The following is a 25,957-nucleotide window of genomic DNA, read 5'->3' on the forward strand; positions in this document are numbered from 1 at the left end:
AGCTCCAGAATCCATCGCTCCGTCAGAAGCAACCCCGCTCAATCACGACCTCAGTTCCAAACGCGATTCCCCTGCAGCTCCTAAAACACTGATTGTTTCGAACAACGTAGTCGAGGCAGATGACCTGACCGAGATGTTGACGTCGCAGGGGCTTGGGCCTGTGGTTCACACACGTGATCTGGAAGACGCCAAATCGGTCTTGTCGAAGTCGGCTGACAGCCTTGATCTGCTGTTGTTCGGGCTGTCGCTTCATGTGCGCGAGGCGACAGAGTTTCTTTTGTCCGTAGACGTATCTGAAACATCCTTGGTTGTGATCGACGGACCGTTAGAATTCTGTGAAAAGGAAGGGGCGGGCGTTTTGCTCCGCCCCTTTTCAACCAGTGATGTCTTGGCGGCCCTTAAGCAGCTTGGTTTACAAAATTAAGCGCGCTTGTTGAGCGCGACACCCAAGACAACGCCAATGCCCAAGGCACCAAGCACGGCAAAGGTCGGATTGCGACGAACAGCCGTGTCGAATTCACTTTGAACATTTTGCGCGTGATCGGAGCCTTTTTCGACCGCGTGTGCAGCTGTGTTTCGCACGTTGTCAGCAGCGTCGTTTACGCTGTCTTGTGCATGTGACACCACATTGCGCAGCTTGTCTGTGCGGGTTTGTTCTGCGGCTGTGTGATCTTTGGATGTGGTCGTATTTGTATGAGTATTGGCCATTTTTGATCTCCTTCTGTTTCCCCCTCAACGTCGTGGCAAGGGGCAAAGTTCCTCGGAACAATTCACACGTATGGCGGGTTGTCTGGGCAATCGAAGGAAACAAGGAAGGACGAAACTATGCTCTATTGGGCCGCAATCTTTTTCGTGATCGCCCTCATAGCTGCGCTTTTCGGATTTGGCGGTATTGCATCCGCGTCCGCTGGTATAGCTCAGCTTCTTTTCGTTGTCTTCTTGGCGCTGTTTGTTGTTACGCTGATCGTACGGGCGTTACGGTCGTAAATCGGTCTCAAACCCGCGCGCTGGAAAAAACCGGAGCTTTTCGGCTCCGGTTTTTTATTGGAATTTGTCACCGTTACGCTTTGAGTGTTTCCGTCGACGAAAAGAACATCGCCTGACTGACGGCAGAGCGCACTTGCTCTTCGGTGTATGGTTTGGAGATAAGGAACGCAGGTTCCGGGCCTTCGCCTGTCAGCAAACGTTCGGGAAACGCAGTGATGAAGATAACTGGGATGTCGGCGTCATCTTCGACAATCTTGTTGACTGCATCAATACCACTTGATCCGTCGGCAAGTTGAATGTCCGACATGATGAGATGTGGCTTTTCCGTCTTGTAAAGATTTACGGCTGCATCGGCGGTGCGCGCAATCCCGGTCACGGCGTGACCCATGTCGGTGACAATCGCCTCTAGATCCATCGCGATGATGGCTTCATCTTCGATAATCATCACGCGACCCGCCAAGGACTTTGCCATCTCTGTGTAGGCGATATCGACTAGATTTTCCGCCTCGGTGGTGCTGATGGTCAGAACATTTGCCACATCGTCGAACGACAATTCTTCTATGGTGTGCAGCAACAGCGCTTCGCGTGTTCCGGATGTCAGGCGAGACAAATGCTGCTGGGCTTTCGCTGCGACGCCGGTTTCGGTTTCGCTGAGTGTTGCACCCGAAGTGGACCATATAGAATGGAAGACCTTAAAAAGCGCCACCTTATTCGATGCCTCGTGATCAAAGATGGAGGCGTCGCTCAGGATCGCTTCGAGCGCTGCGACTGCGTATTTGTCGCCTTCGGTTTGTGAACCGGTCAGTGCCCTCGCATACCGGCGCAGGAACGGGAGGTTTGCTCCGATCTTGGAGGTGAGATCCTGGGGTTGTTCGGTCGACATAGAGAAAAGCTCCCACTTTTTTTAGAAGTTATGGGAACCGAACGCGCTAATTAACGTTAGGTTCCCGCCAACGCGCGACTTAACTGAAAAAAGATCTGAAGGGCTACATGAAACAGGATCGGAAAACATCAAGCCTTGAGCAGGAAATCGAGGCAAACTTGAAGCGTGTCTATGATGACGTTGCCAAGCAGGAGGTGCCAGACCGCTTTACGCAGTTGCTCAACCAACTCCGAGAGTCTGATAAATCGACCACGGGGGAAGCAAATGACTGATCCCAAAGAGGAAATCGTAGAACATTTAAGCGCGATGCGCGCCTTTGCCATGAGTTTGACGCGCAATTCCGCATTGGCAGACGACATGGTCCAAGACGCCCTTGTCAAAGCTTGGACTAAGATCGATTCCTACCAACCGGGCACAAACATGCGCGCTTGGTTGTTCACGATTTTGCGCAACACCTATTATTCGCACCACCGCAAAGCGCGACGCGAGGTGGCAGATGTCGATGGTGAGATGGCCGCGTCAATGTCTCAAAAGCCGGATCATGACGGGCGTTTGCAGATGCGCGACTTTAATCGCGCCTTTGAGCAGTTGAACGACGAACAACGTGAAGCGCTGGTTCTGGTCGGGGCAGGTGGGTTTTCTTACGAAGAGGCGGCCGAGACCTGCGGTGTAGCCGTTGGTACAATCAAAAGCCGCGTCAATCGCGCCCGCAAACAATTGGTCGAGCTCCTTAAGATGAGTGATGACGAGGTGATGGAAGCCACGGATATCGTGACGACTGGGATCGTTACAAATCAAAAGAACGTCGCCTGAATTTATACTGATCCGCGAAAAGCTTAGGAAATAACTGTGTTTGAACCTGTAGGGACGTTGGAGGCCGATGAAGCCCCGGATTTTGACGTTCTCATCACCGCAGAAGAAGCTTGGCCCGCCTTTGAGCGGGCCGTTTTTCGTGCAACGACGCATGTGCACGGATCATTCCGTGTGTTTGACCTGCGTACGAGGCTGCGTAGCGCCGAGGCGCAAGCCGTTGGTAAGGACTGGTTTGATCTTTTGGCGTATGTCGTTGCTCGTGGTGTAAAAGTGACGCTAGTCGTCAGTGACTTTGATCCGATTATGGCGACCCCGCTGCATGAATTGACATGGCAAACTGTACGGCAAGCCGTGGCACTGTCTGAAGTGGCCAACGCAAAGCCCGGGCAGGTGACAATCAAGGCAGGGCTGCACCCGGCACGTGCAGGTTTGCTGCCGTGGGGGATGCTGCTTCCTGCTGTTGTCAAACGCAAGTGGGATCAGATGGCCGGATTGTCCAAGGACCGGCTCAGACGGCAGGCGGTGCTATTGAACCGTAAGGCTATGCCGGAATTGCGCACGGTGACGCATCATCAAAAGCTTGCCGTGATAGACGATGATACGCTTTTTATCGGGGGGCTCGACCTAAACGAACGGCGGTTCGACACGCTGGATCATGACCGTCCGGCACGGGAAACGTGGTCTGATGTGCATTTGTTGATGCGCAATGGTCCCGAGGTTGCCGAGGCCAAGGCGCATCTGGACACGTTTTTAGACGTCACTGCGGGCATCCAGGAACCGCCAAAGCTGGAGCTGATCAAACGCACCATGTCGGCCCCACGCAGGCTGCAATTTCCCTACCTGTCGCCACGAACTGTGGTGAGTGACATAGAAGCGGCCCATATCGACAGTTTCCGGTCGGCCCGGCATCTGATCCACATTGAAACACAGTTTCTGAGGTCAAGCGCGATTGCCGGGGCTTTGGCTGACGCGGCGATGCGGAATCCTGATCTGCGGCTATTGGCAATCCTACCTGCGCTACCTGAAAGCCTCGCGTTTTATGGCGAAGACGGTTTAGACACGCGCTTTGGCATGGGGCTGCAAAAGGATGCGGTCGAAACCATTCGGGATGCCTTTGGACATCGCGCGACCATCGCGTCACCGGTCCGCCCGGTCATGTCGTCTCGCGATAGTCTTGCCGTGTTGGCTGGGTCCCCGATGATCTATGTGCACAACAAGGTTTTGGTGAGGGACGACAGCTACGGTTTGGTCGGATCGGCCAATCTGAATGGCCGTTCCATGAAGTGGGACACCGAAGCGGCTGTCACAATCACCGGGCAAGACCGCCTGTCCAAACTGCGCGCTAGGTTGCTGTCGCATTGGTGGTTTGATGACTTGCCAGCCGAAGCCATTACACCCGAGACCCTTCAGAATTGGTGGGCCAAAGCCATTGCTGAAAACGGTGTGTGCCTGCCTGAAAACCGCACAGGGTTCCTCGTGCCATATGACCCTGAGAACCAATCGACCCTTGCCACATCCTTGCCGGGAATCACCGAAAACATCGTCTGACGGAACTTGACAGCCCGATGAACGGTTCCTCTTGTGATCAGTAAGGAGACACCCAGCATGAGCCGAGGACGTGCCGCCCGCCGCCCAACACAAATTCCCGCAAAGGGGTTTTTGGATGTTCTTGTGCGGATGTGGCACAAACAGGCGACGCTGAACCTTGGTTTGATCGCAGCGGGAATCGCGTTTTACGGATTGCTGTCTTTGTTCCCCGGAATCACCGCCGCAGCGGCCTTTGCCGGGGTGTTTCTGCAGCCCGGTATGTTGGTTGAAAACAGCAGCGAAATTGCGGCCATGTTGCCCGAAGCGGCCAAAGACATCGTCATGGGACAGCTGCGCGATGTTGCCAATGCTGACCGCTCAACACTGAGTTTTGCAGCGATGTTCAGTCTGGGTATTGCGCTGTATTCGGCGTCAAAAGCAGTCGCTAATTTTATCGCCGGTTTGAACTTCATCTACGAAGAGAAAGAGACCCGAAATTTCTTTCTGGTCAAAGCACTGACCGTGTTGCTGACGTTAATCCTGATCACGGGTTTATTAATTGCGATCATTGTGGTGGCCGCCATTCCTGCTGTTGCTGCGATTTTTGGGGATTACGGGGTCGTTGATGATTTGGTGCTCTTCCTGCGCTGGCCCTTCCTGTTCCTTATGGGGGCTCTGGGCATTGCTGTGCTGTACCGACTTGGTCCCAACCGTCGCTCTGCCAAATGGCACTGGCTAACACCGGGGGCGTTTGTCGCCTGTGCCTTGTGGGTCGCGGGCAGCTACGGCTTTAGCCTCTACGTGCAGTCGTTCGGGTCGTACAATGAAACCTTCGGCGCCCTCGGCGGGGTCATCATTCTGCTCACATGGCTGTGGTTGTCTGCGTTCGTCGTCCTGTTGGGTGCATTGCTTGATGCCGAACTTGAGGCGCAGACAAAACGCGACAGCACCGTGGGCGAAGATAAACCGATGGGGGAACGCGGTGCCGTTAAGGCAGACACGCTGGGATCAGCCCGCGGCGAGGAAATAACGGAACCCACAAGCTGATCACACGTTGACCCTCCAAGGACATAAGGAGGGGTCAATGGACCTTCTACGCATTATCGCAGCCGTATTGTTACCACCTTTAGGAACTTTCCTAGAGGTCGGTCTGAGCAAGCATTTCTGGCTCAACATTCTGCTCACCATTCTTGGCTACATTCCGGGTATCGTCCATGCCGTATACATCATTGCCCGTCGCTGATGCGGCGGATCGTATGGCGCGCATCGAACGCGTCGCAGGTCTGTTGGATACCCGCTTTCGACTGCCGGTCATTGGCATTCGCGTAGGTTGGGATTCCATTCTGGGACTCATTCCCGGTTTAGGCGATGCCGTCACGACAGTGCCTGCAGGCTGGATGATCTGGCAAGGCTATCAAATGGGTGCGCGGAAACGGACGTTGGCACGAATGAGTTTCAACGCAGGCATTGATTTGATCGTCGGCGGGGTGCCCATCATCGGTGACGTTTTTGACGTCGCTTTCAAGTCGCACAAACGAAATGTTGCGCTGCTTCAGACCGACATGCAGCGCAAAATCATTCATGCAAATTCTGAGGAGGTGTCACATGGCAGAACGTCATAGATCGAAAGATGGCCATCGCGAAACCGATGAGGTTTTGGGCGATCAAAGCGACATCGGGCAGCAAGGCCGAAGTGGTGGTCGTTTGGCCCGAACAGTTGGCACCAAAGACGAAGTCAAGCGCGCGGACGAGCGACCTGCGGGCGCCACGCGTGTGACCAAATCCATGGAAAAAGACGAGGCAAACAATGACGCGTAAATCAGGAGTGCCCCAAAATGCCTGGGTCGTAATCGCTGACGGTGAAAAGGTTTTGTATCTCGTCAACAAGGGTGACGACCTGGATATGAACCTTGTTGTGCGTGACAAGGAAGAACAGGACAATCCACAAGCACAAGACTGGGCCGCGAACCGACCCGGGCGGTTCAACGATGGTCCGTCTGTGCAGCGCTCGTCTGTCGATGATACGGATTGGCACCAGCTTGAGAAAGAGCGCTTTGCTAAAGATGTAGCTGATCAGCTTTATCGGGATGTGCACAAGGGGCGGTTCAAGGATTTGATCATCATAGCCAGCCGTCCGGCTTTGAGCGAACTGCGCAAGGAAATGCACCCGGAAGTGGCAAAATGTGTGCGATTGGACGTAGCAAAAGTACTGACCAATCATCCGATCAACGAGATTGAAGCATTGCTGAGCCGCGAAATGGAAGAAAGCTGAAAAAGCTTGGAACCTTTCTCTCAATATCTTCGTTAACCATATGATAAAAGGAGATTTTGTGATGAAAGTAGGAGCAATTTTTGCGGGCATCGTGCTCGTCGCGGCGGTCGCATTCGGCGTTTACATGGTAGACATTGACCAGACCGAAGATGGCTCATTGCCGACCGTATCCATCGATGGTGGTTCGCTGCCTGAATACGACGCCGATGTGGGCGATGTCGAAGTTGGCGAACGTGATCTTACCGTGACCGTTCCGACCGTCGATGTAGAAACCCCCGAAGAGGACGCTGTTGCGTCTAACTAAACAGAAATTCAGTGAAAGGAGGTCCCCAATGGACCGTGACCTTATCGAAGGCAAATGGACCGAAATTAAAGGTCAACTTCGTGAAACCTATGGTGAATTGACAGAGAATGACGTCGAAGAAGCTAAAGGTGATCGCGAACAAATGGAAGGCGTGCTCCAGCAGAAGCTGGGTAAGTCGAAAGACGAAGTACGCGCGACCGTGGATCAGATCCTCAATAACGTCTGACCCTCATAAATGGCACGTACCTGGCGCGTGGTTGGTTCCCTCCAACCACGCGTTTTTTTGCGTCTGAACCTTGAATTGCTTTAATTCGCATCACTTGGCAATCGAACGCCATATCGCGACCGTTTGACCGGCGCAGGGCAATTGCGATGCCCATCTGCCGGGCGTAACCTGTCGCTAAACCGGAGCGGAGCCGAGATGACCACTGACGTTCGAACACCGATCACTCAAGCCATGCAAGAAGGCGCGTTGACCCGAAAAGAGCTGAAGGCGCTTATGACAAGGTCGAATGGACCCGCATTGTTTCGGGTAGCAGTGTTCGTCTGTGTTCTGGCGATGACGACCGGCCTGATCTATGCGGCGCAGTCCAGTTGGTTGGTTTGGCCCGCGATGTTTGTGCAAGGTGTGGTGATCGTTCACCTGTTTTCGCTGCAACACGAATGTGTGCATTACACTGTCTTCAAGACCCGAAAACTCAATGATATTTTCGGCAATATCTGTGGCTATGCGATAATCCTGCCGTTTCAGCAATTCCGCTATGAACACTGCAATCACCACACCTATACGCAACTTAAAGGGCAGGACCCCGAGTTGATCGAATTGCCGATATCGGTTTGGAAATACCTTTGGTACATCTCGTCTGTTCCCTATTGGCGCAATAAGTTCTCCCAAATCCTGCGCAATGCGTCAGGGCGGTTGAACGACGAAGACCGTACGTTCCTGACCAAACACGAAGCGCCGATCATCATCCGGGAGGCCAGACTAATGGTGGCCTTTTACGCGTTGATCGCAGGTGTGTCGGTCACAATGGGCTCGACCGCACCGCTGTGGTACTGGCTCATTCCGTTGTTTCTGGGCGAACCCGTGATGCGGGCGATCCGGCTGACAGAACATGTTGGGCGACCCAATGTCGATGACATGAAGGAAAACACCCGCACATCACTGGTGTCCGGCCCAATGCGGTTTTTGTGCTGGAACATGAACTATCACGCAGAACACCACTATGCAGCGTCAGTGCCATTTCATGCGCTTCCCAAACTGCACGAAAAACTACGTGGCTATGTCTATGTCGAGGAACGCGGCTATCTTGGTGCGCACATCGACATCATCAGTCAGTTGATCGGACGTAAACCCCGAAGCGACGATGCGGTGCGCAAGGCGTGACAAAACGGGACAAGGTCTGGACGGATGTGATCGCGGTCTGCGAATTGGAGGCTGGTGATGCAACGCCGGTCACTCTTGGGTCTCGCGAATTGGCTGTGTTCGATGCGGCGGAAGGGGTCTTTGTCAGCCTCGCTCGCTGCACCCACGGCGCTGCCAATCTGTGTGACGGACATTTTGACGGCACACATATCGAATGCCCCTTGCACCAAGGCCTATTCGATGTCCGGACCGGTGCACCCAAGGCCGCACCAGCACGCGTGCCCCTTCGGATGTTCGACACGCGTGTCGTGGACGGAATTGTGCAGATCCTGATTTGATCAGGCGTTTTGTTCTGCCTCGATGGTGCGGCTGACCATCTGACGGAACAGCTTGGCGCCTGCATCCAGCCCAAGGTCGATATACGGTGTCGCGGGATTCTTCATTCCTTTGTGTACCTTTTCCAAAACCACGCGATCTTCTTCAAACGCCATACGCGCACCGTTGTTCATCTGTTCAGATACCGCTTTGTCATGTGGATCGGTGTTGCGGTGCTGGAACCAGAAATACCGCGTCTTGTCTTCGGTGATTGGGGTCATGAAGTTGTAGGAGATGTTGATCAGCGTGTTTTCGACCGGCGCAGTGTCCGGCCCGCCAGTGCCTGGGGGCGTGTAAATCGATTTGTTCAACGCAATGCCCGGCAGGCACATTTCATAGTGCTGCAGCCGGTCGCAGGCACCGTCGAACTTCACCAGGTTGGCATAGTAGGGCGAAGGGGGCTGACCATAGATCCAGCGCGCCACGATCACACCCTGATCGGTCTTGGTCACATCCAACGCCCCGTCATCTGTGCCCGCTCCTGCGAAGGACGTGACATGCACCCAGGCGACATGGCTGGGGTCCAACAGATTGTCGCATACCCAGAGATAGTTGCAGTCGATATCGAGCACACCACCGTCGGTATAACCCCAGTCAGGATTGTCAAAGTTCGCGATTGGAAAGATCTGGTCGGGATCGGCCTTGTCTGGGTCGCCCATCCAGATCCATAGAAGCCGGTAGCGATCGACCACCGGATAAGATTTGACAACGGCCCGGCGCGGGATCTGGCCGCGTTGGGTGGGTGCGTCGACACAAGACCCAGAACAGTCGAATGTCAGCCCGTGATAGCCGCATTCGACAGTGTCGCCCTTAAGGTTTCCCTCGGACAAAGGCAGTTTGCGGTGCGGACAGGCGTTTTCAAGCGCGACCGGGTCTCCGGCTTCGGTCCTGTAGATGACGATATTTTCGCCAAGATAGGTCTCCGCCTGCAAAGATCGGCCGTAGTCATTGGACCAACCGGCCACGTACCACGCGTTTTTGATGAACATGCGCTGCCTTTCGATCTGCCGAAGTCCTGAGCGTCATCGTGCAACGGATCACACTCCGGCACCAGTGAGAACAACTGATTACAGCGATTACCGTGGCTAATCGTTTTGGATGTCGGATTTTGCATCGAGATGTTGGCGGTATTGGACCTGCGCTTCGGCCGCAATCCAGTCGAGGAAAAGCGCGATTTTTTTGGCGCGGCGTTGATCCTCGGGATAGACCAGCCAGTAATTCAGCGGCGATGGCACGCTGTGCGGAAAAGGTTGCACAAGCTGCCCGTCGCGCAAGGCGTCCATTACAAGCGGGCTGCGCCCCATCGCAATGCCGTCGCCTTGCAAGGTGGCCTGAACCACCATGTTCGATTGTCCAAAGCTTCGAATACGGGCGGGCGTCGGCAAGGTTTGCCCGGCTTCGCGCGCCCAGTATTCCCATGTTGGCAGATCGGTCGTCGTCGGCCCGAATTCGTCACGAATCTGAGTATGATAGGCCAGATCTACAATCCTGCGTAGTGGTTTTGGTCCTTTCAGAAGGCTCGGCGCACAAACCGGCGACAAGGTTTCGCGCATCAGCGGTTTGACGGCGTAGCCGGGAAAATCGCCAGTACCATACCGAATGGCGATATCCGCTTCGGCCCGCGCCACGCCGCGCAATCCGGTATCGGTGGTGATGGAAATCGCGAATTCAGGATGCGCGCGATCAAAGTTGAGCAGCCTTGGGAATAGCCAGATAAAGGCGAAGCCTGGGTGACAGCTGATCACAATGGTTGTGTCGTCGCGGCGTTTGTCGCGGATGTCTTCGCACACTTCCGAAATCTGGCCCAACCCATCGGCAATGCTCAGGGCCAGCCGCGCTCCATCGCGGGTGGGCAAAGACCGTCGCGCGCCGCGTGTGATCAGGTCGTGGCCAAGCCATTCCTCAAGCGACTTTACATGCTGGCTGACCGCACTTTGACCGACGCCTAATTCGTCAGCCGCCTCGGAAAAACTGCCATGACGGGCAACCGCCTCAAAAGCGCGCAGGGCGGCGAAGGGCAAGTTCAAGATCATATTAGTGACACTAATGGCATTCATGCCTGCTTTCAATTGGTCGTGCGCGCGGATTGTTTCTAACGTTTTCGTGACAGGAGTCGTTTGCCATGACCGCTTTGACAGGCGCAAAGAACATGCTGGTGAATTGCGCAAAGGCGCGTTGCGGTGAGCGTGTGCTGATCGCCTATGAACCTGCTGAATACGGGTATTTTGACGCCGATGTCCTTAAGACTGTGGTGCACATGGCGAACGATCTTGGGTTGATCGTCAAAACGGTCAATGTCGGATTTGACCCGCATGCAACGCGGCTTCCCCCAGCGTTGCGATCGCAGATGGACCGGGCAGATGTTGTCATATTTCTTGCCCGACTGGGCGACCAGTTGCGGTTCTGCGATATGCCCAAGGACAAGCGGATCGTTGTAAGTTTCGCGCTTGATTCCGGGCTGTTGGGGTCTGGATTTGGAACCACGTCGCATGGAGCAATGGTCGCATTGAAAGACCTGATCACCGTTACTTTGGCAGGGGCCCGACGCGTTCAGGTTACCTGTCCGAATGGGACGGATGTCGTTGGAACGCCAGATATGCCGCTGACTGGTGTCGGTGATACCACGGTCCTTCGGTTTCCAATGTCTGTCTTCAAACCTGTGCCCGCCCATAGCTTTTCGGGTCGCGTTGCGCTGTGCGGTTTTCTGACCGGCACTGGGTCTCAGTACTACGACGACTATACAATGGAATTCGATGGCCGCGTTTTGGCGCACCTAGACAAGGGACGACTGATTGGGTTCGAAGGTTCTGCGCGCGATGTCGCAGCGGCGAATGCGCATTATGACCGCATCGCGGTTGACTTGGGCATCGACCGGAACTGCGTGCATTCCTGGCACGCCGGCATTCACCCGGGATGTGGCTATCTGAAAGATGCGCGCGACAATTACGAACGTTGGAGCGGGTCAGCCTTTGGCAATCCGCGTATCCTACATTTTCACACCTGCGGGACATATGCGCCGGGCGAGATTTCGTGGAACGTTCTGGATCCAACAATTTTGATCGATGGTGTGCCTGTCTGGGAAAGCGGTGTGTTCCACCCGGCACGTCTGGTCGGTGGACAAGCGGTGCTAGACCGGTATCCCGACGCGGCTAGCATCTTTGCGCATCCTGACTCGCATGTTGGGTTGGATGATTTGAGCATGTCGCAAGATATCCATGTCGCGCTTGCTGCGGTATCCTAGGATTTGCGCTTTTCCAGTTTCCGGAACAGCATCGACAGTCCAAAACAGATTACGAAATAAAATGCCGCTGTGGTGATCCACGCCTCAAAGATCAGGCGTGTCGAGGCGACGAGTTCGACCGTTTTGAAGGTCAGCTCCTGTACCGAAATCAACGAGATGATCGCGCTGTCCTTAATCAGCGTGATGAATTGGTTTGCCATCGGTGGCATAACTTTCTGAAGCGCTTGCGGTAACACGATATAGCGCATTTCCTGCATGCGGTTCATGCCAATCGACCGCGCTGCCTCGCGTTGGCCTTTCTCGACTGACTGGATGCCTGCGCGGACGATTTCCCCGACAAAGGCGCTTTCAAACAAGGCCAGAACGATCACGCCCGATACAAGCGAAGGGAAGCGACGCATGTCGCCGAAGAAGAATTCCCAAACACCACGGTTCTCGGAACGGGCAATCTCGCGGGCCCAGCTTTCTATGTTCAGCGCGGTAATCAGCTGTTGGGACAAGAAAAAGAAGAAGATGAAGATCACAACAACCGGGGGTATGTTGCGCAGAAATTCCAGATAGGTCCGCGCGAGCATGCGGATCGTCAGGTTCTTGGCGCAGCGCGCAATGCCAAGGATCGTGCCCAGAATGACGGCCAAGATGCTGGCGTAGATCGAAATGCGGATCGTGGTGATCAGCCCCTGAAGTAAGACATTTGCGAACCATTCCTCGCGCACCGTGTGGAAACGCAGGATGTAATTCGGGATCAGGTGCCAGCGCCAATCATAGTTCAGCGTTCCTTCGATCTTCCACCAGATATAGGCGAAAAAACCCACGACGACGGCCAGGACAAGCCAGTCGAGCCAGTGAAGTTTTTTCAATCGTTTCAGCACAGATCGGTCCCTGCAAGTTTATGCCCCCCGACAGTCCGCCGGAGGGCAAAAGTGGTTTATTCCGGAACCTGATCGGCCCAGTCATTGCCACGGAACCAGTAGTCATGGCGTTCCTTGAGCCAGCCAGTGTTCGTCTTGGCAGTGATCCAGCTGTTGAAATAAGCCAATGCGTCCGGGTCACCCTTGCGCACAGCAAAGCCTTCGCCACCCGCTTGAAACGCCTCGTTAAACGGGACGCTCAGAACATCCGGATAACGGCGCGCTTCGCTGGACGGTGTGGGTTCAGACGCCATTGTAGCATGCGCGTTTCCGTTCAGAACTTCTTGTGTTGCGGCGCCGTCCTCATCAAACAGCAGCAACTCTGCTTCGGGGAACATATCGCCGATGACGGTGGCCGGTGTGGCTCCGCGGCGGGCGGCAAATGTCACCTCGGGGCTGTTGTAGTCTTCCAGCGTGAAGCCTTCGGTCATTGCCGTGTTGGCAAGAATGGTCATGCCGGAATAGGCATAAGGCACGGTGAAGTTGACCGTCAGGTTCCGCTGCGGTGTGACGGTCATGCCGCTGATGATTGTGTCGAAATTGCCGGACACGAGGGCAGGGATGATGCCGTCCCACGATGTCGGAACGAATTCGACCTCGACGCCCATGTCCTCGGCCAACTGGCGGCCCACGTCCAATTCGAACCCGATCAATTCGCCGTTCAGGTCACGCATGGACCAAGGTTTGAACAGCGACAGGCCGATCTTGATCACGCCGCGTTCTTTGATGGTTTCGATGACACTTGCGCTGGCGACCTCTTGTGCAGTGCTTTGGGCAAGGGCGGGCAGCGCGGCTGTGGCTGCTAGCGCGGCACCAAGTGCAGCACCCATAAATCGTCTTGTCATTGTCATTAGAGAACTCCCTGTTCTGGAAAATGCGCGGTATGTCTGCGCGGGTTATGTATCGACAGCATATCGTTTTTCGACAAACGACACGCCCACGGATAGGATCAGCGTCACCACCATGTACACGGCGGCGATGGTGAACCAGATCTCAAAGCTCATGTAGGTTTCGGAAATGATATTGCGTCCGATTGTGGTCAGTTCGGCTACGGCGATCACGCTGACAATGGCAGAGGATTTGACCATGTGCACAACTTCGCCAGTCATTGGTGGCAACATGAAGCGGATGGATTGCGGCAGGATGATGTAGCGATAGGCCTGCCCCTTGGACATGCCGATTGAGGTTGCAGCCTCCCATTGGCCTTTCGCGACGGCATTGATCCCGGCTCGGAAGATCTCGGAAATCAGCACAGAATGGAATACGGCCAGACACAAGATGCTGGCCCAGTATCGGTCAAAACCAAAGATTGGGCCAAGTACGTAATAAAAAAGGTAGAGCAGCACCAGCAAAGGAATGTTGCGGATCAATTCGAGGAAAGCGACCGATACCGCTGTGCAGACCACCAGCCCCGACAGTCGCAGCAACGCTACGATCAGCCCCATGACAACTGCAATGGTAAAGGCAATGCTGGACAGGGTCAGCGTTTTGACCAGCCCAACACTGATCTCACCCCATTCAAAGCCGTCTTCGGTGAACGAATAAAAATACTGAGGGATACGATACCACTGCCAGTTATACCCCATCGCCTGCGCGCCGCTGTAGGCCAGCCACACGATACCACCGATAATGGCCGTGTAGGCGACAACCGAAAACGTGACAGAGTCGATGGCCTTGGCGAGCGGTCTGCGCTGTGGCAGAGCGCGGCCCTTGGGGCTGTATGGTGTCTCAGCCACGCTCATTAGTGATCCAGAATTTGGTCAAGAAATGCACGGCAGCGGGCGCTTGCAGGATTGGTAAAAAATGTCTCGGGGGGGGCGGTTTCGACGATTTCGCCCGCGTCCATGAACACCATCGTGTCCGCAACCTTGCGGGCAAAGCCCATTTCATGAGTGACCACAACCATCGTCATGCCTGTATCGGCAAGTTCAACCATCACATCCAGAACTTCGTTGATCATTTCGGGGTCAAGCGCGGATGTCGGTTCGTCGAACAGCATGATCCGACTTTCCATGCACAGCGACCGGGCAATCGCGACGCGCTGTTGCTGGCCACCGGATAGGGCGGACGGGTACTTATCGGCCTGTTCCGGGATGCGCACGCGTTCAAGATATTTGCGGGCCGTTTTCTCGGCGTCTGATGGCGACACCTTGCGTACTTTCACCGGACCGATTGTCAGGTTTTCCAGAACGGTCAGATGCGGGAATAGGTTGAACTGCTGGAACACCATCCCGACTTCCTGACGCAATCGGTAGATGTTCTTCGACTCTTCATACACCTCGACCCCGTCAACGGTTAGAACGCCAGAATTGTGGAACTCCAGCCCGTTAATGCAGCGGATCAGCGTCGATTTGCCGGACCCAGACGGGCCACACACAACCATACGCTCGCCTTCACGAACGTTGATCGAAATGTTCTTCAAAGCGTGGAAATCGCCGTAGAACTTGTCGACATTGTCGAAAGTGATAATCGGCGCATTATCCGACATTCAAAGCAGTCATCTATAAGTCTTCCCCCAAAACGTGGCCTTATCAAACCAAGGAAGTCCTTGTGTGCGCAAGGTAAACTTCTGCTTCATGGTGTCGCGAAAGGCCGTGATCTTTATTCTGCTACAAATGTGGTCGATCCTGCATTGCGCCCCAGGCATTGATGTTCCAACCAGATCGGGGTCAAGTAATCCTTGGACCGATGGAGGCAACCGGACGTGGCGAAAACTGGCAATCGGATCATAATGACCATCGACCTGTCGCAGGTAGGCAAGCAGGTCGGGGATGCGATGCTGCGCTGGTCCGATAACAGCAATCCCTTGGGGTATCACCCGATCCCGGTGATTTCGATCAAGGGGGGCGATGGTCCTGTTCTATTGCTGACAGGCGGCACACATGGTGACGAATTCGAAGGGCCGTCCGCAATCATGCGGGTGATCCAGTCGGTGGATCCAGAGGCGTTGCAGGGGCAGATCATCGCGTTTCCGGCGTTGAATATGCCGGCTGTAGCCACCTCATCGCGGGTATCGCCGTTGGATGGTGCCAACCTCAATCGCGCTTTTCCCGGCGACTATGGTGGTGGCCCCACTGCGATGATCGCAGATTTCCTTGAAACCCAGATTTTGCCTCTTTGCGATGCTGCGATTGACCTGCATTCCGGGGGCAAGGCGTCGTTCTTTGAGCCCTGCGCGTTGCCGACGCAAACTGCAGATTTGGCGCTCGCGGCCAAGAACATGGAGCTTGCGCATCTCTTTGGCCAGCCCTTGGTTTGGCGACTGGGCGCGCATAATGACAGCCGGTCCGTCAATTCAGCTGCAGAACGCGCCGGGGTGCCGATGATCGCCACAGAACTTGGTGGGGGTGGAGGTGTCGATCCCGTGATAACTGATCAGGCCGAGGCGGGAATCATGAACATCCTGCGCCATTTGGGAATGATCGACGGCCAGGTGCAGCATCCGACCCACGCGCCAAAAATGGTCGAAATCCGTGATCCCCGGGCATCGCTTTATGCTGTGGCCGAGGGCCTGTTTGACCGTGCACTTAGTGCAGGGCAGGACGTGAAGGCCGGAGACTTTGCTGGTTCATTTCATCATGTGACCGAACCTGAACGCGGTTCAATCCGGCTGACCGTTCCGCAGGACGGAATAATCCTTGCCCACACCAATCGCGGTTTGGTCAGCCGTGGTGAGATGTTGCTTTTGGTGGTGCAGGACGTCGATCAGGCTTTGTAATAGCCGACCACATCACCTTCAGTTGTTGCGCCAAGACCGTTCAGCAAGCGATTGGAATAGTTGAAATAAGCGCAAACCTGATTGACCTCCAGAATCTCGCCATCGTCACATCCTGCGATCTTCAGCGCCTCGAAATCTGATTTGACCATCTTGCCCACCGACACCGTCAGTTTGCCTGCATAGCGCAGCAGTGCGAGTTCCTTGCCGTCAAATTCATCTTCGGGGCGATGCGCCTTGAGCGCAGTAAAAATGCGGTCTGACCGGGGCTGATCCTTAAGTAGGTTGCGCACGTTCATGAAATGATGTGTCAGCGAGTAGGTGCAGTCGTTCAGGATTGACGTGTAACTGGCTATGACTTCAAGAAACCAGAATGGCAGCTTGTTGTCATCGGAATGCAGTACCGACCGATACAGCGCGACATGCCCATGCATGGTTTCGGGTCTCAGCGAATGCACGCGCATCACAGTGTCGACTGTTCCATGAGGTGTCCGCGCGTTGTCGAGAAGTTCTTTCAAGCGCGGTGAGGCGTCTTCGTCCGAGATCATGTCGATCCATGCTGTCATGAAAGGGTTCCTTGGATTTGTGCTGGGTCAAGGCAGTATAATCAGGCCACTGTGAACAAAGCGAGGGCTTGAATTGCCGTCAAAGTTCGCTGATCTGATAGGTCGAACGGGCCAGCCAGTCCGGGTTGATTTCAACACCCCAACCGGGCGCATCGGTAACGCGGGCGTGGCCGTCTTCGATGCCGTAGGGCGATTGCACAAACAGCCCGTCTTGCCACGGATAGTAATCCGGACCTTCGATTGAAAACTCCAGATACTTGCCCGCATTTGGGATCGCGCGCAGCAGGTGCATCGTGAACAACGTGACCAGCGACCAGTTCGCGCAATGCGGCGTGACCGGTAGACCCGCCGCTTCGGCCATGCGGACCACGCGCAAGGTGCGGCAGATACCACCGAGATAAAGAATGTCAGGCTGCACGATGTCCACTGCGCGCATATCGATCATACGTTTCCACGTGGGCAGGTCGCAATCCTGTTCCCCACCGGTCACGTCGATATCCAGCGCGTCGGTGACTTGCTTGGTTTGCTCAAGGTCCCAATAGGGGCAGGGTTCTTCGAAATGGCAAAATCCATGATCTTCGAGCATCCGCCCAACTTCGATCGCGCGGTCTGGCCAATAACAGCTATTGGCGTCGATCAGCAGGTCTACATCGTCGCCCAGTTCGCGGCGCATGGTGGGAATGATTTCTTCGGTGCGACCGGGCCATTCGTCCTTGTTGCGGCCAACCTCGGCACCGGCGCGGACTTTGAACGCGTCAAAGCCTTGCGTGTCGCGCAGGTGTTTTAGCCGTGTGGCTTCGTCCTTAGGGGTGATATCGCGCTTCATTGATGACGCATAGGCGCGGATCAGGCCGGGCGTGCCGCCCAACAGTTCGACAACCGGTTTGCCTTGTTGCTTGCCGCGCAAATCCCAGATCGCGGTGTCCAGACCAGCCATCGCGCGGCGCAAGTAAGAGCCGGGAAATTTGTGTTCACGTTCGGTTACGATATCCAGAAGGTCATCCAGATCGGTGGTGTCCTGTCCCAGTGTCCAAGGGGCCACTTGTCTGTGCAGCACCTGGCAAGTGATGTCGGAGTGATAGGTCGACACCTGTCCCCAGCCCCGTGCGCCATCTTCGGCCGTAACACGTACAAAACCGACAGCGTCGTTGGTGAAAGTTTCGATGGATTTCAATTTCATATGCTGTCCTTTTAACCCAAAGCATCTTCGAGGATGAGATCTGAGGCTTTCTCGCCGACCATGATCGCAGGGGCGTTTGTATTGCCGCTTGGGATGCTGGGAAAGACCGACGCATCGGCCACCCGCAGCCCTTGGGTTCCTCGCACCCTAAGGCGCGGATCAACCACTGACGTTTCGGGGTCGCTACCCATGCGACAGGTCGAACATTGATGAAAGACCGTCCAAGACGTTTTGCGCGTATAGGCTGCAATAGCCTCGTCGTTGACGACTTCCGGACCGGGTAATAGCTCGCGTTCAATGACCGATTGCATGGCGGGAGTTTCTGCAATCTTGCGCATCAGCTTTGTGCCCGCCAGCATCATCGCGCGGTCATGTTCCGTGGACAGGTAATTTGGGTGCAATTCGGGCGCGACAAAGGGGTCAGGCGACCGGATCTGCAAATGCCCGGTGCTGGTTGGCTTGCACGGGTTAAACCCAATCAGCAAGCCGGGAAAAGGATCCGGGCTCATCAAGGGACGGACGCCGACAGGCGCGCGGGTATAGCTGACCGGCGAGAAATAAAGTTGCAGGTCAGGGCATGCGGTGTCTGGGGACACGCTGACAAACCCGCCCCCCTGATTCAGGCTGAGCGACAACGGCCCCTTGCGGTTCATCGCGTATTTCAGCGCCACTTTCAACTTGCCCAGCAAAGGCCGCAGTTCTTGGTTCAGGCTCGCCATGCGCGACACATACAGGTTGTCGCTGCCCAGATGGTCTTGCAGGTTTTGCCCGACCTGCGGCGCATCAAGTCGAACGTCGATTCCATGGGCTTGCAGAACGCCGCCTGGGCCAATGCCGGACAGTTGCAGCAATTGCGGTGAGTTGATTGCGCCTCCTGAGAGGATCACTTCGGCACGGGCATGGGCGGTCTTGATCTGACCCTTGTGCCTGTATTCGACCCCGCTCGCGCGCGTGCCGTTGAACAGGATACGGGTGGCATGAGCTTTGGTACGCAGTTCAAGGTTGGGTCGACGCTGCGCCGGTCTCAGGTAACTGCGAGCAGCGGATGCCCGGTAGCCGCCCTTTGTCGTAATCTGGTAAAGCGACGCGCCCTCCATTTCCGAGCCGTTGTAGTCAGGATTGGTGGGGATACCCGCCTGTGCTGCGGCCTCAAGATAGAGTTTGGTTAGGGGGTGCACGTCATGGGTGACGTCATGGACCGACAGAGGGCCGCCGACACCGCGTTCCGTGCTGGCCGGGCCATCCCAATCCTCCATGCGGCGGAAAAGCGGTTCAACGTCACTCCAGCCCCAACCGGGTGCGGCGGTGTTCCATTCGGCGTAATCGTTCGGGTGGCCGCGGACATAGACCATCGCGTTGATCGAACTGGACCCGCCCAGTACCTTGCCGCGCGGCCAGTAGATGGGGCGATCATCCAGATTGGGGTCGGGTTCCGTAATGTATTTCCAGTTAACTTTCGCATCGTAGAACACCTTGCCGTAGCCGATTGGAATCTGAATCCACGGGGTCATGTCCGAACCGCCGGCCTCAAGCACCAGAACACGGTGTTTTCCCGACTGCGTCAGCCGGTTTGCCAGAACCGATCCGGCAGAGCCCGCGCCGACGATCACGTAGTCGAATGTGTCCAAGCCAGTCCTCCGCAAGGTCGTGATCAAATGTCTTTTCGGCGCCAGATTGTTCCTGATCGCTGATCACAAACCGTTAGTGGGATCATTCTGTTCGCGCAAGCGGCCAAGAACGTTGATGGCAGTCACGCGCCGGAATCTTCGAACTGGGTAAGGATGTTGCACGGTTTTGCACCGGGCTGCAAAACGATGGAACATGGTGCAGTTCGTGTGCCATCACACCATAGCGTGACAGTTAAACCGCGTCGATTGCTTGAATCGAGGTAAAGCCTTCGAATTGCGGTGTGCCGACATAGAGGGTCCGCGTGTCGCCGGCCTTGGCGTGGGACGCGCGGAATTCCTCACTGGTGGTCCAAGCACGGAAATGCGCCTCGGACGCCCAAACAGTGTGAGAGGCATACAGTATGCTATCGGACTCGACCGGGCCTTTTAGCATGTGGAATGACACAAACCCGTCCATGTCTTGCAATCTGCTTTCACGCGATAGCCAAAGCTCTTCGAACGCGTTGGCGTTTTCCAATGGAACGGTAAAGCGGTTCATTGCCAGATACATGTGATGTGTCCTGTCTTCAGTGTTTGGTGTCGAATTGTGCATATCAGGGCAAAGCACCTGGCGGCTAGAGCGGAGGTTTTCTGCCCGCGTGTGGAGCACATGAGAGGCAAGTTTTACGCATTAATGCGTTTTATTTTGCATAATTTACAGGCCTCGCAGGCAAACTTCTGATGAACGCTCACCATTGCTTGTCTTTGGGTGCATAAAGGGCGAGCGATTGCATCGCTTTTTCGGACCATTGACCTTTCTTCGAAGGGATGCGTAAATATCTAAGTTCCGTAAAAAATGCAACTATAAGGTAAATTTTGCAAAGCATAAGTGAAGCCCTTGGACTTGCTTTCGCGCTGGTTGTCTCCGGCGACGCGGATCTGTTCGAAATTGTTATTCTGTCTTTGCAAGTTAGCCTAACGGCAACGGCTATTGCATGTCTGATTGGCCTGCCTGTCGGCGCATTGATCGCCATTGGCCGTTTTCGTGGTCGAAGCGCCGTCCTCATATTGATGAATGCGCTCATGGGTTTGCCGCCCGTTGTTGTCGGTTTGCTGGTATATCTCTATCTGTCCCGCTCTGGTCCGCTTGGGTTTTTGGGGCTGCTCTATACGCCGACAGCCATGATCATCGCGCAGACCATTCTTATTGCGCCTATCGTGGCGGCATTGTCACGCCAGGTTATTGAGGACTTGCACACCGAATATGCCGATCAATTCAGGTCGCTGTGTCTGACCCGACTTCAAACGGTGCGGGCATTGCTCTGGGATGCACGGTATTCGCTTTTGACCGTCGGGCTTGCCGGGTTTGGCCGCGCTGTGGCCGAGGTGGGCGCTGTTATCATTGTTGGTGGCAATATCGATCATCTGACACGTGTGATGACCACTGCCATTGCGCTTGAGACATCGAAAGGCGATCTGGCTCTGGCGTTGGCTCTGGGTATCATCCTGCTGGTGATTGCGCTGGGCGTGAATGCGGCGGTGCAATCGGTGCGCATGGCAGCTGCGCGGAACGCCTATGTTTGATGACTCGACGCCCCACCGCGCCGCCCCCGTGATGGCCCCCATTCTCCCGCTGACGCTGCAGGACGTGGTCTTGAGGTTTGGCGGGGATACCGTGCTGGACGGTGTCTCGCTCAATCTGGGTGGAACGGGCTGTACAGTCGTCATGGGGCCGAACGGGGCGGGGAAAAGCCTGTTGCTCAAACTGTTACACGGCCTGTTGCCCGCCACGTCAGGACGCATTCTTTGGGGAGATAAGGTGCCGTCCGAAGTGACCAGCAGGCAAGCCTTAGTTTTCCAGAAACCTGTACTCCTGCGCCGCTCGGTGTCGGCAAATCTCGATTTTGTGCTCAAAGCCCGAGGTAAGGATGTCACCCGACGCGACGCGCTGTTGGAGCATGCGGGGCTGCTGTACAAGGCGAGTCATCCCGCGCGGCTTTTGTCCGGCGGCGAAGCGCAGCGTCTGTCACTGGCACGCGCATTGGCCACAGACCCAGAGGTTTTGTTCCTGGATGAACCCACAGCAAGCCTCGACCCGGCATCGGTCCTTGCCATAGAACGAATTGTGTCGGACGCACGCTTGAGCGGCGTGCGGATCGTGTTTGTCACCCATGACGTGGGACAGGCGCGGCGCATGGCCGATGACGTGGTGTTCCTGCATCGCGGCCGCATTGCTGAACACAGTGCGGCAGTAGACTTTTTCCCCGAACCCCAAAGCGCTGCTGCGCGTGATTACCTTAACGGCAGAATTGTCGTTTAATCTTTACCCCCCTCAGGAGGCTGCATGTTCCATAAACCCATCGCCACGACCGCCCTCGTCATGCTCATGGCCAGCGCCGCTGCCGCACAGGATCAATCGATCATAGTGCAGTCGACCACATCGACGGCCAATTCGGGGCTGTATGATCACTTGCTGCCTCTATTTCAGGAGCAATCCGGTATTCAGGTCAATGTTGTGGCTGTCGGCACTGGTCAGGCGATCAAGAACGCCGAGAATTGTGATGGCGACGTTTTGCTGGTGCACGCCAAGCCATCTGAAGAGAAATTCGTGGCTGACGGGTTCGGCACTGAACGGACTGACCTGATGTACAATGATTTCGTGATCGTCGGCCCATCGGCGGACCCGGCAGGTGTGGCTGGAATGTCTGACGTACAAGCGGCCTTGGCGCAAATCGCCCAATCGGGGGCGTTGTTTGCCTCGCGGGGCGATGACAGCGGCACCCACAAGAAAGAGCTGTCGCTTTGGGCCAGCGCAGAAGTCGATCCAACGTCATCCAGCGGTCAGTGGTATCGCGAAACCGGGTCGGGCATGGGGGCGACGCTGAACACCGGGATCGGCATGGGGGCTTATGTGATGACTGATCGCGCGACCTGGATCAGTTTTGGCAACAAGCAGGATTACCAGATCAGCGTTCAGGGTGACGACGATATGTTCAACCAATATGGCGTGATCCCCGTCAATCCCGTGGCGTGCCCAAGCGTAAACACGGACGCCGCGCAGGCCTTTGCCGACTGGCTGGTGTCAGAGGTCGGACAGGCTGCGATTGCCAGCTACACAGTGGCGGATCAGCAGCTCTTCTTCCCGAACGCGCCGAAAAAATGAGAGTGGGTCTGGGAGCATGCGAAAGTCGCCGCCCCAGACTCAAATTTGCGTTACGCTGCTACGCGGATTTTGCGTGGTCTGAGATACCAATACCAGATGCGGTACGCTTCCAGCGCAATGAGCGGCCCGAAATGGATCGACGCTGGCACCCAACTGCCCCATTCGTGCAGGGATGCCCAATGCACCAAAGTCAGAACAGCCGCCGCATAGGTCCACCGTTGCAGCCATTTCCACCAAGTGCCCATTTTGCGCACGAAGAAGTCGGTCGAGGTCACGGCGAGCGGAACAAAAATCAGGAATGCCAGCCAACCTGTCCAGATATACAGACGTGGAAGTTCATTGATCGCCGTGCTGAAAGAGGCTTTGTCGATCAGGTAAAATACAGTGTGCAGGAGTGCATAGCCAAAGGCTGCGACCCCTAGATACCGCCGGTTTTTCTTGAGCCACTGAGGACCGCGCCAACCGCGGAGTAAAAGGCTTAACGGAGTTGCCATCATTGCGACGATCAGAAAACGTGCCGAGAATTCTCCGGTTGGATGGACGAGTATGTGAAACACGCGTGCGTCCGTCGAAGTTAGCGCATTAAAACTTATCAAAAGGGCGGGTGCCGCGAAAAGTAGCCACAGCCAATAAGGGTGAAAAATCGATAGTCTTTTGAGCATACCGCTCTCCGTTATTCTGCAAATCTATTACGTCTCACGGAACAGGCGCGCGGTTCCGTCGCGCGTGCGCCGAATTTTATGGACTAGCCCCATTGCCGATCTGAGAGCTTTGTGACCAGTTTGCCCGCGAGCTATTATGCCAAGTGACAACTAAGAGACTGCCCATGACCCGCGATGAAGATGTTGTTCGTCTTGAAATCAGCGATGGGTTTGGGATTGTCACAGTCGATAATCCTCCTGTTAATGCGGGATCGACTGCCGTGCGTGCGGGGCTATTGGCCTGCTTGTTCGAAGCTGCCAATTTGGACCTGAAAGGCACCGTAATTCTTGGCGCGGGCCGAAGCTTTATCGCCGGGTCGGACATTCGGGAGTTTGGAGCCCCGTTAGAGGCGCCCGAGTTGCCACAGGTCATTGACGCTGTCGAAGACAGCCCGCATCCGGTTTGCGCGGCGATCCATGGTGCCGCCTTGGGCGGTGGATTCGAATTGGCCTTGGGGTGTGATTTGCGTATCGCCGCCCCTAACGCCGTTGTCGGCTTGCCTGAAGTCACGTTGGGCATGGTGCCGGGGGCAGGTGGGACACAAAGACTGCCGCGCTTGACAGGCGTTGCGACCGCGCTTTCGCTGATCTGTTCGGGACGACGTGTGCGTGCGCCAGAAGCGTTGGAGCTTGGTGTGGTCGATGCGCTTGCGGCATCGGCTGAGGCCACTGATCTCATCATCGCCGCTAAAGACGCCATCCTAGCCGTCCCGACCAAGCGGCGGGTGCGAGATATGAATGTCCCTTATGCCGATGATGATGCCGTCGCGCAGGCAGAGGCAGTCGCTCTGAAGCGTGGCAAAAGTCGCCCGAATGTCGAAAAAGCCATCGCGCTGGTCAAGCTGTCAGCGACAACACCCGCTGCTCAGGGCTTGATCCAGGAACGTGCCGCATTTCAATCGCTTCGGCTTGAGGAAGACGCCTTTGCTCTACGCCACTTGTTTTTTGCCGAACGCGCTGCAATGCGGATCGACGGTTTGGATGCAACGCCCGCCAAGATTGAAACGGTTGGGATCGTCGGTGGTGGTACGATGGGGCAGGGGATTTGCCGGGCCGTCCTCCCCGCCGGATTGCCCGTGACACTGATTGAACGCAATGTGTCTGCCCGCGATACCGCTGCGCATGCAATCAAGTCTGCGTTGGAAGGCAGTGTTGCAAAAGGTCGTTTGAGTGCCGAGGCAGCGGTGCTTCAGCAATCGTTTTTGACCGCGAGTACAGAGCTTTCCGATCTTGCTGGTTGCGACCTCGTGATTGAAGCGGTGTTTGAAGACATTACCGTCAAGAAAGAGCTTTTTGCCGCACTGGACACTGTCCTCAAACCTGGTGCGATTTTGGCGACCAACACATCCTATCTGGACATAAACGACATGGCTGCGAGCACGACGCGGGCCACTGATGTCGTTGGTCTGCATTTCTTTAGCCCGGCAGATATCATGAACCTGCTGGAGGTTGTCCGCACCACCGACAGCTCTGACCGCACACTTGCGACGGCGATGGGATTTGCGAAGGCGCTGGGCAAGCAGCCGGTTGTCGCGCGCGTCTCCGAAGGGTTCATCGGCAATCGGATTTATGCAGCCTATAGGCGGCACGCAGAATTCTTGATCGAAGAGGGCGCCAGCCCGCAAGAAGTCGATACGGCCGCGACTGATTTTGGTTTTGCCATGGGGCCGTGTGCTGTTGGTGATATGTCGGGGCTCGATATCGCATGGGCCATGCGCACCCGTCAGGCGGCGACCCGTGACCCAACGGCCCGCTATGTCGACATTCCGGATCGCCTTTGCGAGGCGGGACGCTTTGGTCGCAAGACCGGTGGCGGGTGGTATGACTACGACGGCGGCAAGCGAAAGCCATCAGATACTGTCGCATGCATCATTGCCGATGCGCGCGCGGCCAAGGGCGTCACGCCCCGGACATTCACAGCGCAAGACATCCAAGACCGATTGCTTGGGGCTATTCTAACCGAAGCGGCGCAGGTCTTATCCGAGGGCATCGCACAGCGCGCCGGCGATATCGATGTAACCTTGGTGCATGGTTACGGATTCCCGCGCTGGACAGGTGGACCGCTTTGGTGGGCGTCTGGGCAATCGGCCGACCGGGTGGAGCAAATGGTCGTCGCCGTCGGCAAAGCTGCGGGGACGCCCAATGACGGAGCATTGGTCAACACGATCCTCGCCCCATTGCGTGCCGAGCGACAAGAAATTGAGCGCAAAAAAACAGGCGGTAATCGTCCGGTCTGACCGCCCTATGATGCGGCTTTCCACGGCAGAAGATCGTCGACACGGTTGATCTTGTAATCCGGGATGCGGGCGAGTGTGTCAGCCAGCCATGCCTGCGGATCGACGCCAT

General features: G+C 55.8%; 34 protein-coding genes. 20 read left to right on the forward strand and 14 right to left on the reverse strand.

Features of this window, described 5'->3' with window-relative positions:
• On the forward strand, positions 1-424 hold a 424-nt coding region (locus ACTG4M_RS12595; protein WP_439124017.1), incomplete at its 5' end, for a hypothetical protein.
• On the opposite strand, the gene ACTG4M_RS12600 is transcribed toward ACTG4M_RS12595, so the two are convergent.
• On the reverse strand, positions 421-708 hold the full coding sequence (locus ACTG4M_RS12600) for a hypothetical protein (protein WP_439124018.1): 288 nt from the start codon (positions 706-708) through the stop codon (positions 421-423). The genes ACTG4M_RS12595 and ACTG4M_RS12600 overlap by 4 nt on opposite strands.
• A gap of 117 nt (positions 709-825) precedes the next feature.
• Here ACTG4M_RS12600 and ACTG4M_RS12605 point away from each other — a divergent pair, with 117 nt between their 5' ends.
• Entirely contained in the window at positions 826-987 is a 162-nt protein-coding gene (locus tag ACTG4M_RS12605) for a DUF1328 domain-containing protein (RefSeq protein ID WP_439124019.1), read from the forward strand.
• A gap of 73 nt (positions 988-1,060) precedes the next feature.
• Here the strand turns inward: ACTG4M_RS12605 and ACTG4M_RS12610 are convergent, their stop codons facing one another.
• Complete coding sequence (locus tag ACTG4M_RS12610) at positions 1,061-1,870, reverse strand: response regulator (RefSeq protein ID WP_439124020.1); 810 nt, start codon at positions 1,868-1,870, stop codon at positions 1,061-1,063.
• Positions 1,871-1,977: 107 nt separating this feature from the next.
• Here ACTG4M_RS12610 and ACTG4M_RS12615 point away from each other — a divergent pair, with 107 nt between their 5' ends.
• From ACTG4M_RS12615 to ACTG4M_RS12670, 12 genes are all read left to right on the forward strand, one after another.
• Positions 1,978-2,142 (forward strand): NepR family anti-sigma factor, encoded by a 165-nt coding sequence (locus ACTG4M_RS12615; protein WP_439124021.1) that lies wholly within the window; start codon positions 1,978-1,980, stop codon positions 2,140-2,142.
• Positions 2,135-2,683 (forward strand): RNA polymerase sigma factor, encoded by a 549-nt coding sequence (locus ACTG4M_RS12620; RefSeq protein WP_439124022.1) that lies wholly within the window; start codon positions 2,135-2,137, stop codon positions 2,681-2,683. Before ACTG4M_RS12615 ends, ACTG4M_RS12620 begins: the two co-directional genes overlap by 8 nt.
• A 36-nt stretch (positions 2,684-2,719) precedes the next feature.
• Entirely contained in the window at positions 2,720-4,231 is a 1,512-nt protein-coding gene (locus tag ACTG4M_RS12625) for a phospholipase D family protein (RefSeq protein WP_439124023.1), read from the forward strand.
• Between the two features lie 57 nt (positions 4,232-4,288).
• Positions 4,289-5,257, forward strand: a complete 969-nt coding sequence (locus tag ACTG4M_RS12630) for a YihY/virulence factor BrkB family protein (protein ID WP_439124024.1) — start codon at positions 4,289-4,291, stop codon at positions 5,255-5,257.
• A 37-nt stretch (positions 5,258-5,294) separates the two neighbouring features.
• Positions 5,295-5,453 carry a YqaE/Pmp3 family membrane protein gene (locus ACTG4M_RS12635; RefSeq protein WP_439124025.1) on the forward strand — a complete coding sequence of 53 codons (159 nt, stop codon included), beginning with the start codon at positions 5,295-5,297 and terminating at the stop codon, positions 5,451-5,453.
• Positions 5,425-5,832: a DUF4112 domain-containing protein gene (locus ACTG4M_RS12640; RefSeq protein ID WP_439124026.1), complete on the forward strand. Its 408-nt coding sequence runs from the start codon at positions 5,425-5,427 to the stop codon at positions 5,830-5,832. The genes ACTG4M_RS12635 and ACTG4M_RS12640 overlap by 29 nt, the downstream gene beginning before the upstream one ends.
• On the forward strand, positions 5,816-6,028 hold the full coding sequence (locus ACTG4M_RS12645; RefSeq protein WP_439124027.1) for a hypothetical protein: 213 nt from the start codon (positions 5,816-5,818) through the stop codon (positions 6,026-6,028). The genes ACTG4M_RS12640 and ACTG4M_RS12645 overlap by 17 nt, the downstream gene beginning before the upstream one ends.
• Positions 6,018-6,482, forward strand: coding sequence for a baeRF12 domain-containing protein (locus tag ACTG4M_RS12650; RefSeq protein ID WP_439124028.1), 465 nt, complete (start codon positions 6,018-6,020; stop codon positions 6,480-6,482). The genes ACTG4M_RS12645 and ACTG4M_RS12650 overlap by 11 nt, the downstream gene beginning before the upstream one ends.
• A 61-nt stretch (positions 6,483-6,543) precedes the next feature.
• Positions 6,544-6,786, forward strand: a complete 243-nt coding sequence (locus ACTG4M_RS12655; RefSeq protein ID WP_439124029.1) for a hypothetical protein — start codon at positions 6,544-6,546, stop codon at positions 6,784-6,786.
• 28 nt (positions 6,787-6,814) lie between these two features.
• On the forward strand, positions 6,815-7,012 hold the full coding sequence (locus ACTG4M_RS12660; RefSeq protein ID WP_439124030.1) for a CsbD family protein: 198 nt from the start codon (positions 6,815-6,817) through the stop codon (positions 7,010-7,012).
• A gap of 195 nt (positions 7,013-7,207) precedes the next feature.
• Positions 7,208-8,173, forward strand: coding sequence for a fatty acid desaturase family protein (locus tag ACTG4M_RS12665; protein ID WP_439124031.1), 966 nt, complete (start codon positions 7,208-7,210; stop codon positions 8,171-8,173).
• Positions 8,170-8,490: a non-heme iron oxygenase ferredoxin subunit gene (locus ACTG4M_RS12670; RefSeq protein WP_439124032.1), complete on the forward strand. Its 321-nt coding sequence runs from the start codon at positions 8,170-8,172 to the stop codon at positions 8,488-8,490. The genes ACTG4M_RS12665 and ACTG4M_RS12670 overlap by 4 nt, the downstream gene beginning before the upstream one ends.
• On the opposite strand, the gene ACTG4M_RS12675 is transcribed toward ACTG4M_RS12670, so the two are convergent.
• Together ACTG4M_RS12675 and ACTG4M_RS12680 are read right to left on the reverse strand one after the other, a co-directional pair.
• Positions 8,491-9,516, reverse strand: coding sequence for a Rieske 2Fe-2S domain-containing protein (locus ACTG4M_RS12675; protein WP_439124033.1), 1,026 nt, complete (start codon positions 9,514-9,516; stop codon positions 8,491-8,493).
• Between the two features lie 96 nt (positions 9,517-9,612).
• Complete coding sequence (locus ACTG4M_RS12680) at positions 9,613-10,560, reverse strand: LysR substrate-binding domain-containing protein (RefSeq protein WP_439124034.1); 948 nt, start codon at positions 10,558-10,560, stop codon at positions 9,613-9,615.
• Between the two features lie 89 nt (positions 10,561-10,649).
• Here ACTG4M_RS12680 and ACTG4M_RS12685 point away from each other — a divergent pair, with 89 nt between their 5' ends.
• A complete protein-coding gene (locus ACTG4M_RS12685; protein ID WP_439124035.1) occupies positions 10,650-11,768 on the forward strand; it encodes a hypothetical protein in 1,119 nt (372 codons plus the stop codon).
• On the opposite strand, the gene ACTG4M_RS12690 is transcribed toward ACTG4M_RS12685, so the two are convergent.
• The 4 genes from ACTG4M_RS12690 to ACTG4M_RS12705 all read right to left on the reverse strand — a co-directional run bounded on the left by ACTG4M_RS12690 (position 11,765) and on the right by ACTG4M_RS12705 (position 15,167).
• Positions 11,765-12,628 (reverse strand): amino acid ABC transporter permease, encoded by an 864-nt coding sequence (locus ACTG4M_RS12690; RefSeq protein ID WP_439124036.1) that lies wholly within the window; start codon positions 12,626-12,628, stop codon positions 11,765-11,767. The genes ACTG4M_RS12685 and ACTG4M_RS12690 overlap by 4 nt on opposite strands.
• A gap of 68 nt (positions 12,629-12,696) precedes the next feature.
• Positions 12,697-13,530 carry a transporter substrate-binding domain-containing protein gene (locus ACTG4M_RS12695; RefSeq protein WP_439124037.1) on the reverse strand — a complete coding sequence of 278 codons (834 nt, stop codon included), beginning with the start codon at positions 13,528-13,530 and terminating at the stop codon, positions 12,697-12,699.
• Positions 13,531-13,575: 45 nt separating this feature from the next.
• Entirely contained in the window at positions 13,576-14,415 is an 840-nt protein-coding gene (locus ACTG4M_RS12700) for an amino acid ABC transporter permease (protein WP_439124038.1), read from the reverse strand.
• Between the two features lie 5 nt (positions 14,416-14,420).
• Entirely contained in the window at positions 14,421-15,167 is a 747-nt protein-coding gene (locus ACTG4M_RS12705; protein ID WP_439124039.1) for an amino acid ABC transporter ATP-binding protein, read from the reverse strand.
• 216 nt (positions 15,168-15,383) lie between these two features.
• Between ACTG4M_RS12705 and ACTG4M_RS12710 the strand changes: the two genes are divergently transcribed.
• Entirely contained in the window at positions 15,384-16,397 is a 1,014-nt protein-coding gene (locus ACTG4M_RS12710; RefSeq protein WP_439124040.1) for a succinylglutamate desuccinylase/aspartoacylase family protein, read from the forward strand.
• On the opposite strand, the gene ACTG4M_RS12715 is transcribed toward ACTG4M_RS12710, so the two are convergent.
• From ACTG4M_RS12715 to ACTG4M_RS12730, 4 genes are all read right to left on the reverse strand, one after another.
• Complete coding sequence (locus ACTG4M_RS12715) at positions 16,385-16,960, reverse strand: carboxymuconolactone decarboxylase family protein (RefSeq protein WP_439124041.1); 576 nt, start codon at positions 16,958-16,960, stop codon at positions 16,385-16,387. The two genes, ACTG4M_RS12710 and ACTG4M_RS12715, sit on opposite strands and share 13 nt — an antisense overlap.
• Positions 16,961-17,039: 79 nt before the next feature.
• Positions 17,040-18,140 carry a mandelate racemase/muconate lactonizing enzyme family protein gene (locus ACTG4M_RS12720; RefSeq protein WP_439124042.1) on the reverse strand — a complete coding sequence of 367 codons (1,101 nt, stop codon included), beginning with the start codon at positions 18,138-18,140 and terminating at the stop codon, positions 17,040-17,042.
• A gap of 11 nt (positions 18,141-18,151) precedes the next feature.
• A complete protein-coding gene (locus tag ACTG4M_RS12725) occupies positions 18,152-19,768 on the reverse strand; it encodes a GMC family oxidoreductase (RefSeq protein WP_439124043.1) in 1,617 nt (538 codons plus the stop codon).
• A 232-nt stretch (positions 19,769-20,000) separates the two neighbouring features.
• On the reverse strand, positions 20,001-20,318 hold the full coding sequence (locus tag ACTG4M_RS12730) for an antibiotic biosynthesis monooxygenase family protein (protein WP_439124044.1): 318 nt from the start codon (positions 20,316-20,318) through the stop codon (positions 20,001-20,003).
• 305 nt (positions 20,319-20,623) lie between these two features.
• On the opposite strand from ACTG4M_RS12730, the gene ACTG4M_RS12735 reads away from it, so the two are divergent.
• From ACTG4M_RS12735 to ACTG4M_RS12745, 3 genes are read left to right on the forward strand one after another with little or no spacing between them, the layout of a single operon-like run.
• The gene (locus ACTG4M_RS12735; protein WP_439124045.1) at positions 20,624-21,331 is read left to right on the forward strand and encodes an ABC transporter permease; all 708 of its coding nucleotides are present in this window, start codon (positions 20,624-20,626) and stop codon (positions 21,329-21,331) included.
• A 31-nt stretch (positions 21,332-21,362) separates the two neighbouring features.
• Positions 21,363-22,067, forward strand: coding sequence for an ATP-binding cassette domain-containing protein (locus ACTG4M_RS12740; protein WP_439124046.1), 705 nt, complete (start codon positions 21,363-21,365; stop codon positions 22,065-22,067).
• Positions 22,068-22,091: 24 nt separating this feature from the next.
• Positions 22,092-22,910: a substrate-binding domain-containing protein gene (locus tag ACTG4M_RS12745; RefSeq protein ID WP_439124047.1), complete on the forward strand. Its 819-nt coding sequence runs from the start codon at positions 22,092-22,094 to the stop codon at positions 22,908-22,910.
• 50 nt (positions 22,911-22,960) lie between these two features.
• On the opposite strand, the gene ACTG4M_RS12750 is transcribed toward ACTG4M_RS12745, so the two are convergent.
• On the reverse strand, positions 22,961-23,467 hold the full coding sequence (locus tag ACTG4M_RS12750) for a sulfite oxidase heme-binding subunit YedZ (protein ID WP_439124048.1): 507 nt from the start codon (positions 23,465-23,467) through the stop codon (positions 22,961-22,963).
• Positions 23,468-23,736: 269 nt separating this feature from the next.
• Between ACTG4M_RS12750 and ACTG4M_RS12755 the strand changes: the two genes are divergently transcribed.
• On the forward strand, positions 23,737-25,848 hold the full coding sequence (locus ACTG4M_RS12755; RefSeq protein WP_439124049.1) for a 3-hydroxyacyl-CoA dehydrogenase NAD-binding domain-containing protein: 2,112 nt from the start codon (positions 23,737-23,739) through the stop codon (positions 25,846-25,848).
• Positions 25,849-25,853: 5 nt separating this feature from the next.
• On the opposite strand, the gene ACTG4M_RS12760 is transcribed toward ACTG4M_RS12755, so the two are convergent.
• A partial coding sequence (locus ACTG4M_RS12760) for a transposase domain-containing protein (protein ID WP_439124050.1) occupies positions 25,854-25,957 on the reverse strand: 104 nt, incomplete at its 5' end.

Origin of the sequence: Marivita sp., assembly GCF_965656765.1 — a bacterium.
Lineage (GTDB): Bacteria > Pseudomonadota > Alphaproteobacteria > Rhodobacterales > Rhodobacteraceae > Marivita.